At 60.3% G+C, this 12,767-nt stretch carries 14 protein-coding genes; 8 read left to right on the top strand and 6 right to left on the bottom strand.

Annotation, left to right across the window (positions count from 1 at the left end; all coding sequences use genetic code 11):
• Positions 1-4: 4 nt before the first annotated feature.
• Entirely contained in the window at positions 5-391 is a 387-nt protein-coding gene (locus tag ACRZ9X_RS01875; RefSeq protein WP_480515627.1) for a Na+/H+ antiporter subunit G, read from the top strand.
• Between the two features lie 5 nt (positions 392-396).
• On the top strand, positions 397-2,556 hold the full coding sequence (selD, locus tag ACRZ9X_RS01880) for a selenide, water dikinase SelD (protein WP_480515629.1): 2,160 nt from the start codon (positions 397-399) through the stop codon (positions 2,554-2,556).
• On the opposite strand, the gene mnmH is transcribed toward selD, so the two are convergent.
• The gene (mnmH, locus tag ACRZ9X_RS01885) at positions 2,547-3,599 is read right to left on the bottom strand and encodes a tRNA 2-selenouridine(34) synthase MnmH (RefSeq protein ID WP_480515631.1); all 1,053 of its coding nucleotides are present in this window, start codon (positions 3,597-3,599) and stop codon (positions 2,547-2,549) included. The genes selD and mnmH overlap by 10 nt on opposite strands.
• Positions 3,600-3,643: 44 nt before the next feature.
• Complete coding sequence (locus tag ACRZ9X_RS01890) at positions 3,644-4,309, bottom strand: SOS response-associated peptidase (protein ID WP_480515632.1); 666 nt, start codon at positions 4,307-4,309, stop codon at positions 3,644-3,646.
• Positions 4,310-4,358: 49 nt separating this feature from the next.
• Here ACRZ9X_RS01890 and ACRZ9X_RS01895 point away from each other — a divergent pair, with 49 nt between their 5' ends.
• Entirely contained in the window at positions 4,359-6,011 is a 1,653-nt protein-coding gene (locus ACRZ9X_RS01895) for a tetratricopeptide repeat-containing sulfotransferase family protein (RefSeq protein ID WP_480515634.1), read from the top strand.
• A 61-nt stretch (positions 6,012-6,072) separates the two neighbouring features.
• Here ACRZ9X_RS01895 and ACRZ9X_RS01900 read toward each other — a convergent pair whose 3' ends face one another.
• Positions 6,073-7,659 carry a bifunctional metallophosphatase/5'-nucleotidase gene (locus ACRZ9X_RS01900; protein ID WP_480515636.1) on the bottom strand — a complete coding sequence of 529 codons (1,587 nt, stop codon included), beginning with the start codon at positions 7,657-7,659 and terminating at the stop codon, positions 6,073-6,075.
• Between the two features lie 108 nt (positions 7,660-7,767).
• Between ACRZ9X_RS01900 and ACRZ9X_RS01905 the strand changes: the two genes are divergently transcribed.
• From ACRZ9X_RS01905 to arsC, 4 genes are read left to right on the top strand one after another with little or no spacing between them, the layout of a single operon-like run.
• Positions 7,768-8,106 (top strand): DUF952 domain-containing protein, encoded by a 339-nt coding sequence (locus ACRZ9X_RS01905; RefSeq protein ID WP_480515638.1) that lies wholly within the window; start codon positions 7,768-7,770, stop codon positions 8,104-8,106.
• Entirely contained in the window at positions 8,103-8,534 is a 432-nt protein-coding gene (locus ACRZ9X_RS01910; protein ID WP_480515640.1) for a DUF1330 domain-containing protein, read from the top strand. Before ACRZ9X_RS01905 ends, ACRZ9X_RS01910 begins: the two co-directional genes overlap by 4 nt.
• The gene (locus ACRZ9X_RS01915) at positions 8,531-9,589 is read left to right on the top strand and encodes a quinone-dependent dihydroorotate dehydrogenase (protein ID WP_480515642.1); all 1,059 of its coding nucleotides are present in this window, start codon (positions 8,531-8,533) and stop codon (positions 9,587-9,589) included. The genes ACRZ9X_RS01910 and ACRZ9X_RS01915 overlap by 4 nt, the downstream gene beginning before the upstream one ends.
• Positions 9,586-9,927: an arsenate reductase (glutaredoxin) gene (gene arsC / locus ACRZ9X_RS01920; RefSeq protein ID WP_480515644.1), complete on the top strand. Its 342-nt coding sequence runs from the start codon at positions 9,586-9,588 to the stop codon at positions 9,925-9,927. Before ACRZ9X_RS01915 ends, arsC begins: the two co-directional genes overlap by 4 nt.
• Here arsC and ACRZ9X_RS01925 read toward each other — a convergent pair.
• The 3 genes from ACRZ9X_RS01925 to ACRZ9X_RS01935 are packed head-to-tail and all read right to left on the bottom strand — an operon-like array spanning position 9,924 to position 12,185.
• Positions 9,924-11,240: an MATE family efflux transporter gene (locus tag ACRZ9X_RS01925; protein WP_480515646.1), complete on the bottom strand. Its 1,317-nt coding sequence runs from the start codon at positions 11,238-11,240 to the stop codon at positions 9,924-9,926. The two genes, arsC and ACRZ9X_RS01925, sit on opposite strands and share 4 nt — an antisense overlap.
• Positions 11,241-11,246: 6 nt before the next feature.
• Positions 11,247-11,765, bottom strand: coding sequence for a PaaI family thioesterase (locus ACRZ9X_RS01930; RefSeq protein WP_480515648.1), 519 nt, complete (start codon positions 11,763-11,765; stop codon positions 11,247-11,249).
• On the bottom strand, positions 11,766-12,185 hold the full coding sequence (locus tag ACRZ9X_RS01935; RefSeq protein WP_480515650.1) for a PaaI family thioesterase: 420 nt from the start codon (positions 12,183-12,185) through the stop codon (positions 11,766-11,768).
• 116 nt (positions 12,186-12,301) lie between these two features.
• Between ACRZ9X_RS01935 and ACRZ9X_RS01940 the strand changes: the two genes are divergently transcribed.
• Positions 12,302-12,670, top strand: a complete 369-nt coding sequence (locus ACRZ9X_RS01940; protein WP_480515652.1) for a MerR family transcriptional regulator — start codon at positions 12,302-12,304, stop codon at positions 12,668-12,670.
• Positions 12,671-12,767 lie beyond the last annotated feature (97 nt).

Genomic DNA, 12,767 nt, shown 5'->3' on the forward strand with positions numbered 1-12,767 from the left:
CGGAATGACTTTCATCTTCGAACTGTTCATCGCCTTTTTCCTGATTGTCTCGGGCATTTTCGGCTTTGTCGGCTCGTTCGGCATGATCAAGCTGAAAGACCCGATGTCGCGACTGCACGCGCCGACAAAGGCGACGACGCTGGGCGTGGGCGGCGTTTTGCTGGCCTCGATCGCTCATTCGGTGCTGCTGGAAGGCAAACTGTCGCTGCATGAACTGCTGATCACGCTGTTTTTGTTCCTGACCGCTCCGATCACGGCCCTGTTCATTGCCAAATGGCATATTCATCGGCATGAAAAATCCAGCGATCTGCCGGATGCGGGCGAGGATGAACTTTGGGCCACGCACGCGGTCGAGCAGGTCGAGGACGTCCCTGACCACAGCAAGAACTGAACCTCATGCATACACCACCGCTGCCTCTGACCCGCGATCTGGTTTTGATAGGCGGCGGGCATACGCATGCTTTGGTACTGAGACAATGGGGCATGAACCCGCTACCCGGTGCGCGGCTGACGGTCATCAACCCCGGTCCCACCGCGCCTTATTCGGGAATGCTGCCTGGTTACGTCGCCGGGCATTACGACCGGTGGGAGCTGGATATCGATCTGGTCCGTCTGTCCCGGTTCGCGGGGGCGCGCGTTGTTCTGGGGGCCGTTGAAGGGATCGACAGTGCGCAGCAGCGGGTTCACGTCCCGGGCTATCCTCCGATCGCGTTCGACGTCGCGTCGGTCAATGTCGGGATCACGTCCGACATGCCCGCCCTTCCGGGGTTTGGTGATCACGCGATCCCGGCCAAACCGCTGGGTCCGTTTGCCGCGCGATGGGCAAGTTATCTGGACGGAACCGGCCCTGCCTCGGTTGCCGTCATTGGCGGCGGTGTGGCCGGGGTCGAGCTTGTCATGGCCATGGCACATGCGCTGAAGTCCAAAGGACGCAGCGCGCAGGTCACCCTGATCGACAATGCGCAGGCCCTGACGGCCACAGGGACCAAGGCCGCTGCCACCATCCGCCGGGCGATGGACGCACTTGGGGTCGAGGTGATCGAAAACGCGCCGATCTCGCACCTCGCTGAAGGCCAGATCGTATTACAGGACGGTCGCCAGATTTCCGCAACATTCATCACCGGGGCCGCCGGGGCACGGCCGTACGACTGGATGGCACAGTCAGGGTTAGAGCTGCAGGACGGCTACATTCGGGTCAACGGGTTTCTTCAGTCCAGCTCGCCCACGATCTTTGCCGCCGGAGATTGCGCCCATCTTGCAGACAACCCGCGCCCCAAAGCCGGGGTCTATGCGGTCCGTGAGGCGCCGGTTCTGTTCGACAACCTGCATGCGGCGCTTGGGGCGGGTCAGATGCGGCGGTATCAACCGCAAAAAGACTATCTCAAGCTGATTTCGTTGGGGGGTAAGGCAGCGTTGGCGGAACGGCTGGGCACTTCGTTCAGCGGGTCCCTGATGTGGAAATGGAAAAACCACATCGATCAGACATTCATGAACAAATTCCGAAACCTGCCAAGCATGAAAGCGCCGGCTTTGCCACGGCACCATGCAGCCGGATTGCAAGAGGCACTCGGCAAAGCGCCCCTGTGCGGCGGGTGCGGCGCAAAGGTCGGGCGGGGTGCGTTGCAAAACGCGTTGGAGGGTCTTTCCCCGCCCGGTCGCACCGATGTAACGCCCCTGCCCGGTGATGATGCGGCCCTGCTGACAACTGGCGGGGCGCGGCAGGTCATGACCACAGACCATTTGCGCAGCATCACTGATGACCCGGTCCTGATGACACGCATCGCAGCCGTACACGCACTGGGGGATATCTGGGCAATGGGTGCACAGCCGCAGGCCGCCACCGTGACGATCATACTGCCGCGCTTGTCACCTGACCTGCAACATCGCACCATGGCCGATATCATGGCCACTGCCGATGAGACCATGCGCGCAGCCGGTGCTGATGTTGTCGGCGGCCACAGCTCGATGGGTGACGAGATGACCATCGGATTTACCCTCACCGGGTTGTGCGAAAACGATCCGATCACCCTGTCCGGTGGCAAACCCAGGGATGCGCTGATCCTGACCAAACCGTTGGGCAGCGGCGTATTGATGGCCGCCGAGATGTCCGGTCAGGCCGATGGTGCCTGGGTCGCTGCAGCCTATCGCCAGATGATACAGACACAGGGCGAGGCCGCGCGGATTCTCAGCGCCGCTCATGCAATGACGGATGTTACAGGGTTTGGGCTGGCGGGCCACCTGAGCGGCCTGTGCGAAGCCTCGGATTGCGGAGCCTCGATTGATCTGGAGGCTGTCCCTCTGATGATGGGCGCATTGGACCTCAGCAGCGGGGGCGTCCGTTCGTCGATCTTCAACGACAATCGGGCAATTGCCTATGATCTGCCCGAAGGAGGCAAGGCCGATCTCTTGTTCGATCCGCAAACTGCCGGAGGTCTGTTGGCCGCCGTTCCCCCCGATGAAGCGCAGAAACTGTGCGAAGAGTTGCGGCATGCAGGATACCCCGCGGCCATCATCGGGCACCTGACCGACCAGCCCGGTCTGCGCCTTCAAAGCTGAGACAGAATATCTTCGATCCCGTCCACCGCCGCCTCCAGACCTGCATCCTGCAGCGAAGGGGCCTCGATCTGCGCAAGGACTTCAGCCTTTCGGCTGCGGCTGGACTTCGCATAGGCCGGGTCGTAGTGCTGCTCCATCAGCGCGCGGGTCAGCGCGTGTTTGTCGCCTGATCTGAGCAGCGTCAGCCAACCGTCGACCACCGCATGCCCGCGATGAAAGCGCAGGGGCGACAGGCGGTCCTGCAACCGAGCAGTATCCGACAGAATATCGTCATAAGCTTCGACCAGATAGGCCGTGCGCGCCTCGATCGGCGCGTTGACCTGAATGCGCGGCGCTGCACACAGCGCCGTCCAAAGCGAAGGCGGGACGATCAGCGTGCCGATCTTGGACGATTCCGCCTCGACCACCACAGGGCGCGCCGGATCAAAGGCACATAACGCAGCGGCCAGCGCGGATTCAAAAGCCTTCTGGGCAGGTTGCCCGCCCGGTCGTTCGCCCAGTAGCGACCCACGATGATTGGCCAACCCTTCCAGATCCAGCACCTGAGCGCCACGGGCATCCAGCCGCGCCAGAATCTCGGTCTTGGCCGTGCCGGTATAGCCGTCCAGCGCGATCAGACGATGAGGAAGCCGGTCTTGATACAGGTATCTGTTCACCAGACGGCGGTAGGTCCGATATCCGCCCTCGATCACATCCGCCCGCCAGCCGATCTGCTGCAACATCCATGCAAACGACCCGGACCGCTGCCCCCCCCGCCAACAATAGACAAGCGGTCGCCAACCGCCCTCATGATGGGACAGGCGGTGTTCGATATGATTGGCAGCATTGCGAAAGACCAGGGCCGCGCCCAGTTTGCGGGCCAGAAACGGGCTTTGCTGGACATATATGGTGCCTACCTCGGCCCGCTCGTCATTGTCCAGAACCGGAAGGTTGATCGCTCCGGGCAGGTGGTCCTCGGCAAATTCCGCCGGGCTGCGCACGTCGATCACCGCGTCGAACGTATGCGCGTAAAGCTGAGGCAAGCTGATGAATGTCTGAACCATACCAACGGTTTATCCTGCGTTGAACCGATATGAAAGTACGACTGTCAGGCCGCGATAGGAGCGATCAAGTCCGGCCCGCTGGCGCGGTTCGAATTGACTGCCGTATCCACCCGGTGAAACTGCAAAATATCTTCGGCTCCGGGGCGCATAAGACGCGCCGCCCCTTTGCCCAATTCGCCCAACCATAACGGCCAGTCGGCGGGTTCAAGGATCAGGGGCATACGGTGATGAATAACCCCGAGATTGGTATTGGCCTGCGTCGTGACAATCGCGCATGTGCCCTGCCGGTTGTCTTCGGCTCCCCAATTCTGCCAGACGCCCGCAAAGGCAATCGGTGCGCCATCTGCGCGGTGGATGTACCAGGGCAGGCGTTGCCCCTCTTCGGTTTTGGTCCATTCGAAAAAACCGGTCGCAACGATCAGACATCGCCGTTCCCGACAAGCCGAACGGAATGCAGGTTTTTCCGCCAGCGTCTCGGCCCGCGCGTTGATCAGCAGGGGCCCGGCGGTTTCGGTCTTGTACCAATGCGGAAGAAACCCCCACCGCAGCGCATCAAGGCGCCGCACCCCGTCCGAGGACCGGATCACATGCACCTGATTGGTTGGACAAATGTTGTAATTGGGCACATCTGGCAGCGCATTTGCCGGGCGCGCGGCAAACAGTTGTGCCATCGCATCATTTGGAAGAGTTATTGCAAACCGTCCACACATCAGCAATGAACCCCTCATCCTTTCATACCGGCACAGGTCTTGCGCGCTTATGGCACATCAAACAGCGAAATCCCTCAAGAACAAAGCGCTGGATGATCTCAATGCCGGAAAACTGCCGCAAGCGCTCAAGAAGGCGCTGTTGGGAGTAAAAAAATTCCCGAAAGATCCGGATTACCACGCCATTGCCGGGTTCGTTCTGACCGAACAACGGCAGTATCGCAAATCCATCCCCCATTTTGCAGCGGCTGCGAAACAGAAACCAAACGATCCGCAATTTGCCGAGAATTTAGCCAACGCGCTGCTTCAAACCGGTCAGTTGCTGCAGGCTTTGTCTTTTGCCGAAAGAAAGCTTGAGCAGTTTCCCGGCAACACGGAACTTGCGCGGGTAGTGGATGAAATCGAGCTGAAAGGCAAAAACTGGCGCGAGGTGATTGCAAACGCCTCGGATCGACTGAACACGCGCCCTGATGATGCAAATGTGCTGGCCATCCGCAGCCGCGCATATGAACGTATTGGCTTTGAGCAACACAGCACGGACGACATCCAACGCGCTTATGCACTGGACCCGACATCAGAGGCAGTCGCCTTTCAAATGGCCCGGAACCTGCATCACGCGGGCGACAAATCGGGGTGCATTCGCATTCTGCGGGACATTCTGAAGACATCTCCCGGCCATGAGGCCTCGTTGCTGCAACTCTCGTCGGTTGCCCCCAAAGAACAGGCTTCGGAATGGCTGAAACAGGTAGAAGATGCGATAACCGGTCTGGGCCATGCGTCCGATAAGCTGGAATTCGCAAAGGCTCAGCTGATAATGCTGCAAGACGGGTTGGAGACGGCCCTGCCACAATTTGCCCGCGCCAACGCGATGCAGCAGGCTGGGAACCCTTATGTCGCTGCGGATGAAGAAAACAAGTTGGACCGGATTTGTCAGCTATTCCCGGACGCATCGACGTTGGCAAAGTCGGGACATTCCACCGCACCGGTGCCGATCTTTGTAATCGGTCAACCGCGTTCGGGCACCACTTTGATGGAAATGATGCTGAGTGCAGGACCAGATATTGCCGGGTGCGGAGAACTGGCTTTGGGGATCGATCTGTCCTTGCCCTACATCGATGACGGCAAGGATTTTGGCGAGGCAGAGGCCCGCGAATACGCGCAGGAATTCATACGGCTGATGCCACCGATCTCCGACGGATCGGTCGCCTTTGTCGACAAGATGCCTCACAACTACCAGCTGGTCGGCTTCCTGCTTTCGGCGTTCCCGAACGCTAAGGTCATCAACATGCTGCGCGATCCGCGCGATGTCGGGCTGTCAAAGTGGATCCGCCGGTTTCCCGTCGGGGGCATGCGCTATGCTTCGGACCTTGCGGCCATTGCCCATTCGGCCAACCTGTATCGCCGTTACATGAGCCATTGGAATGATCTGTTCGGCGACCGCATTCTGACTGTTTCATATGAAAATCTGGTTCAGGACCCCGAAGCCCACAGCCGATCCGTCGCTGCGTTCTGCGGGATCGAATGGCATGATCGGATGACGCGGCCTGAGAAAAACACCAAACGTGTGCGGACCGCCAGTGTGGATCAGGTGCGCGAAGGTATCTCGGCCAGATCGGTCGGGGGCTGGCGTGCAGTTGCCGACCATATTCAGCCCATGCTTGCCGGGTTTGACCCGAACCTTTGGCCCGAATACGATTGGGACTGACCCGATTTCCAATGCAAAGACCGCCCGGCCAGGGCGGTCTTTATTCTTAATTTCCAGCAGGTTATTTCTGCTTTATGCGCCCATCGAGATAAGGCTGATACGGTGCATTCTTGGCAAGGTATTCTGCGGTGACATCTGCAAGGTCCGGGCCAAAATCATAGGCGTTCTTGTCGTCACCCGAGAACATCTTGTACCCGTCACCCCCGTTGCGGACATAGTTGTTGGTCACCACGCCATAGACCTTGTCCATCTCAAGCGGCCGCCATTCGCCGTCATGGTTGACCTCGACAAGCGTGATCCGTTCGTTGGTCGCACCTTCGGGATCGAACTCATAGCGCATCCCCGCGACTTGTGGGAACCGGCCGTTCTTTTCCTCTTCATCGAACTGCGCCATGCCGTTTTCCAGCGCCGCCTTGATGGTCGCGCCGTCGGTCTGGAAGGTCGACAGCGTGTTCTGGAACGGCAGAACCAGAACAACTTCGCCTTGGGTGATGTCGCCCACGTCGATGCTGGTCCGCAGACCGCCGCCATTCTGGATCGCGATCTGAACGCCCTGATCCTTGACCCGGTCCAGCATCGCGTCGGCCACAAGGTTGCCCATCTCGCATTCCATGTGGCGGCAGGAGTCCCGCGCGCCGTCAATCGGAGCAGCGGCAGAGGCAACCACGCGCTGCTTCATCTCTTCGATCGGAGCCCCCATTTCGGCCACGCGGGCTGCGATATCGGGGTCAGGCGTGACGGATGCATCCAGCAGGATCGGCTCACCTTCGGCCGAGACCAGATTGCCGTCATCGTCAAAGGTCAGCGTGATCTCACCGAGATATTTGGAATAGGCATAGGCCTGCACGACCGGGACATCGCCCACCATGGTCGGATAGGCACCCGCCGCACCGTCCTGCGTGTTGGACAACAGCGTGTGCGAATGGCCGCCAATGACAAGGTCCAGGCCCGGCACCTGCTCGGCGATTTTCATATCCTTGGACAGGCCCACATGGTTCAGGGCAATGACGATATCCACGCCTTCGTCCTGCAATGCAGCTACATCCGCCCGCAGGCTTTCGATTTCGTCCTGAAAGACAACATCGCCGCCCGGGCTTGAGGTATCGACCGTATCGGTGGCCAGCGCGGACACAATACCGATTTTCTTGCCGCCGACATCCAGCACAAGATGGTTGTCGACCTTGCCTTTCAACTCTGCCGACGATGAGAGATCGAGATTGCCCGAGATTACGGGGAAACTGACTGCGTCGATAAAGGCGGCCAGACCTTCCGGACCATCGTCAAATTCATGGTTACCGACAGCCATGGCGTCATAACCGATGGCGTCCATGAACTCGGCCTCTGCCGCACCTTTATAGGTTGTATAAAACAATGAGCCCTGAAACGGGTCACCGGCATCCAGCAGCAGAACGTTCTGGTCCTGCAACGTGTCCCGACGGGCATCGACGATGGTTTTCAGCCGTGCAACGCCGCCGAAACACTTGCCTTCGGCCTCGCCCTCGGCGTCACAGGTGGAATCGTATTTATTGATGGATTCGATCCGGCTGTGAATGTCATTGGTGTGCAAAATGGTCAGCTTGTATTCTGCTGCAGCTATGCCAGCGGTCAGGCCCAGAATGGCGGCTGATGCCAGAAAACGGGTGAACATCTGGAAACTCCCTGTTGTTATTTGCGGCGATGGTGCGCCGTGTCGCAGAAAGAGTCAAAGGGGGAAATCCGGCTTGATTCTACCCGTCGCGCGGGGCATCACCGGCACATGTTGATATACAAGATTTTCCGCGCCGACGAATGGGCGGCATTGCAGGCCGAAGGGGCCACTGACGGGGCGCCGATAGATGTGGCCGATGGCTATGTGCACTTCTCGACAGCCACTCAGGCAGCTGAAACCGCTGCAAAGCACTTTGCCGGTATCGATGGTCTGACCCTGCTGGCCTGCGATGCCGAAGCCATGGGCGACGACCTGAAATGGGAGGTGTCGCGCGGGGATGCACTGTTCCCGCATCTCTATCGTCAGATCCGCCTCAGCGATGTCGTGTGGTCGCACCCTCTGCCTTACGACGGACAGGCGCACCAGTTTCCGGAGCGGATGGAATGACCCGATTTGTGGACCCCGACCGCGTCCAGTTCGAGGCGTTCAAGGGGCTCGACCGGGACCATCCGATCGAGATGCTCAATCTGGTCAGGTTTCGCGCCCGGGCGGTGTATCCGGCGGGACATGATCTGGCGGATGCCGGGCTGACTGGCGCGCAGGCCTACCGCAACTATGGCAGAGACACCGCGCCGATCATCGCGCGGCTGGGCGCGTCGATCTTGTGGCGCGGCGCGTTTCAAACCACGTTGATTGGCCCCGAGGACGAACAATGGGACGCCGTCTTCATTGCACGTTACCCGACCGCGCATGCATTTCTTGAGATGGTCACCGATCCGGATTACCAACGCGCAGTTGTGCACCGGCAAGCCGCCGTAGAAACCTCGCGCCTGATCCGCTGCGCGCCGACCCAAGGCGGAGAAAGCTTCGGATGAGACTGACCGAGAAACTGGGCCTTGCTGCCCTGCACAAGCTGGACCCGGAAACTGCCCATGGCCTGTCAATCAAGGCCTTAAAGGCGGGGCTGGCCCCCATGCCGGGGCCGATCACTTCACCACGGTTGCGCACGCAGATCGCGGGTCTGGACCTGCCCAACCCGGTCGGGCTGGCCGCCGGGTTCGACAAGAACGGCGAGGTTCTGACCCCGCTGTCCCGCACAGGTTTCGGGTTTATCGAGGTCGGCGCAGTGACGCCGCGCCCGCAGCCGGGCAACCCCAAGCCCCGACTGTTTCGTCTGACCGAAGACAAGGCGGCCATCAATCGGTTTGGGTTCAATAACGAAGGCATGGAGGTGATGGCAGATCGCCTCTCCACGCGCCCCAGGGATGCCGTGATTGGCCTGAACCTCGGCGCGAACAAGGACGGCGAAGACCGGCCCGGAGATTTTGCAAAAGTGCTTGCCCATTGTGCGGCGCATCTGGATTTTGCCACAGTCAATGTCTCTTCGCCCAATACCGAAAAGCTGCGCGATCTGCAGGGCAAAGCCGCCCTCGGAGCATTGCTGTCCCGCGTGATCGACACGCGCAACACCCTGCCCCGCCCTTTACCCGTCTTCCTGAAGATTGCGCCCGATTTATCGGAGGCCGAGATTCAGGACATCGCGGATGTGGCGCAGGAAAGCGGCGTGGACGCCGTGATTGCAACCAACACAACCCTGTCCCGAGATGGGCTGCGCAGTCGTCACAAGACGGAAACGGGTGGCTTGTCCGGTGCACCGCTGTTCGAAAAGTCCACCCGCGTTCTGGCGCAGCTCAGCCACATTACCGGCGGGCAAATTCCCCTGATCGGCGTTGGCGGGATAAGTTCGGCAGAACAGGCCTATGCAAAGATTTGCGCCGGGGCCTCGGCGGTGCAGTTCTATACTGCGATGGTCTATGGCGGCATCTCACTGGCTTCTGATATCGCGCGCGGCTTGGATGACTTGCTTGCACGCGACGGGTTCACATCTGTCGCACAGGCCGTTGGCAGCAAACGAGAGGACTGGCTGTGATTGAATACTGGCACAACCCCCGCTGTTCGAAATCCCGCGCCGGTCTTGCGCTGCTGGAACAGAACGGCGCACAGATTGAGACACGCAAATATCTTGAGAACCCACCTTCGGAACATGAAATCCGTACCGTGATTGAGCGGCTTGGGATCCGCGCCATTGAGATGATGCGGACCGGCGAGAAGCGATTCAAGGAACTGGAATTGTCCAAGACAAGCCCCGAAGACCTACTGATCCGGGCCATGGCCGAAAACCCGATCCTGATCGAACGTCCCCTGGCCATAGCGGGCGAAAAGGCCGCCATCGGTCGCCCGCCGGAAAACCTGTTGAAGCTGCTTTAGGTCACCTGTGCCTCGAGCCTGGGGTAACGCCAGCCCATCGTCACCCCGCGTGCCGTGTTCAGAACCATCAGGGCGGCCCAAAGCCCGTGATTGCCCAGCGCCGGGACCAGAATGAACAGGGCCACCACGTAGATGGCGACGGATTGGATCATCGCGTTGCGCATGGCGCGGGTCCAGGTGGCCCCGATATAGATGCCGTCGAACATCCAGCTTGCGACCCCGATCACGGGCGCAATTGCGGCCCAGAACAGGAATTCTCGGGCCGCGATGCGAACATCGGGTGCGGTGGACATCAGGTCGATCAACGCAGGCCCGGCCAGATAGAACAGGACCCCAAGCGCAACCGCGCCACCGGCCCCCCACTGCGAGGCCATCACGGCCGCCTGTCGCACCTTGTGCCTGTCGCGAGCCCCCACCGCGCCGCCCACCAGAGCCTCGGCCGAAAAGGCGAAACCATCCAGCGCAAAGGCCGTGATCTCAAGGAATTGCAGCAGCACCTGATTTGCCGCCAGATTGACGTCTCCAAGGTCAGAGCCAACGAACAGAAACGTGGTGAACGAGCCCGTCAGAAGCACCGACCGGATCATGATATCGGCGTTCACCTTCAGCATCCGGCGCAGACGCGCCGCGTCAAATATCCGCGGCCAGTCTTTCCACTGGTTCCCGGCAAAGGCGCTGCGACATAACCAAAGGCCCAGCGCCAGCCCGGTCCATTCGGCGATCAGCGTGGCAATGGCCACGCCTTCCACGCCCCAGCCGAGACCCAGCACAAACCACAGATCCAGAAGAATGTTCAGCCCGTTCATCCAGACCTGCAACAAAAACACGCCGCGCGTGCGTTCGATTGCGATCAGCCAGCCTGTCACCGCATAAAGCGCAATGGTAGCCGGTGCGCCCCAGATGCGGATCTGCAGATAATCCCGGGTCAGTGCCTCGACCTCGGGGCTGGCTGGGGACAGGGCAAATGCGCCCCAGAACACCCAGACCTGGGTCAGGATAAACAGCACCCCCGCCGCGCCGCCCAGCAACAGGCCCCGCATCAGCAGCGCGCCGGTCTCGGCCACATCCCCTGCCCCGCGCGCCTGAGCCGCCAGGCCGGTCGTGCCCATACGCAAAAAGCCGAACATCCAATAGAGCGCAGACAGTATGACCGCCCCCATGCCAACGGCCCCGATCGGGGCCGCCAGACCCATCTGCCCGACAACGCCGGTATCCACGGCGCCCAGGATCGGCACCGTGGCGTTGGACAACACGATCGGCGCTGCAACCTTCAGCACCCGTTTGTGCGTGATGGGCGCCGAAACCGTCTGCATCGCGGCTTACTGGTCGCCGGTCGGGGGCTGCGGCATCAGGAAATGCCCCGTGGCCTGCGCAAACAGCCGGGCGTGATTGTCCTGCCACGCCTCGACCCGAACCGAGGCATAGCGCCGCCCGGACCGGCTGATAAACGCCCGGGCATAGGCATCGCGCGGCAGACCGGATCGCAAATAGTCGACCGTGAAATCAATCGTCTTGGGAAAGCGAATCCGACCATCGGTCAGCAGGTCATCAGCATCGATCTCACCACTTTCGATCTGCGGAAACATATGCTCCCAGCTGAGCGTGATGACGGCTGTGACCTCCAGAAACGCCGCCGTCACACCGCCGTGCAAAGCTGGCAGAAACGGGTTACCGATAAGTTTCTGGTCAAAATTCAGCACGCCGGTCAATTCATCACCGCGCCGGTCAAAGCTGATATTCAGAAACTGGATGTAAGGCACCCCTTCGACCAGCGCGTTCAGCGCAGCGTCGCGGCGGTGCTTGACCACCTGCATGGGTTCAGGACGAGGGCGCGCCATCTACCGGCTCTCGACCGTGAACGACCCTGATGCCGTCGCCACCGGGTGGTCCGTGTCATCATCCATCGCAGTCGCCCGGACAAATGCCACATTGCGCGTAATATGATAGCAGATGGCCCGGGTTCGGATTGTCTGACCGGGTGACGCAACCCGCATATAGTCAATGCGCAGGCCAATCGTCGCTGTCGCCCCCGGTGCTGCCGGGTGGCTCATGACCGCAGCCCCGCAACACGTGTCCATGATGGTTGAAACAGCGCCGCCATGGATCACTCCGGTCCGGGGGTCGCCGATCAGCTGCTCATTGTAAGGCATGGTGATCTCGGCCTCTCCCTCCCCCAGATAGGTCAGGTCCAGACCCAGGGCCTTTGCATGGGGGATCGCCTCGATAAACTGGCGCGCCAATACTGTTTTGTCCGTCATAGCATGCGGTCCTGTCCTGTGTTGCACCCTTTATGGGCTTGCGACGTGGCAAAGGGCAAGCCTGCCTGTTGCGCTTGGTCGCAGCACGCCATAACCTGTCGCCAAGGAGATCAGGAATGCCCGGCAACCGTTTGTCATTCAAAGAGATGTGCGCCGAGTTCGACGTAACCCCGCGCACCCTGCGCTATTATGAGTATATTGAACTGCTGCAACCTGAACGCGAGGGGCGATCGCGGTTCTACGGCCCTCGGGAATGCGCGCGCATGACCCTGATCCTGCGCGGCCGCAAATACGGTTTCCCACTGGAAGACATCCGCCAATGGCTTCTGATCTACGAAGACAAAGGGAACGAGGCCCAGATGGCGGCCTTCGTAAAAATGGCCGATGAGCAAATGAAAGAGCTGCTGCAACAGCGTCAGCAGCTGGATGAAGCCATCGAGGCCCTGCAGCAGATGCGCGATCAAACTGCCAAATCACTGGGCTGAGCCTGCCCTCTACCGCTCACTCCGGCTAGTTTTTTCGTGAACTGTGAACCGCTGAAGCCGGTTTTCCCAGACAAACCCTTGGGTTGTGCCGTCACGT

The sequence above is a fragment of the Ruegeria sp. AL1 genome (assembly GCF_056540905.1).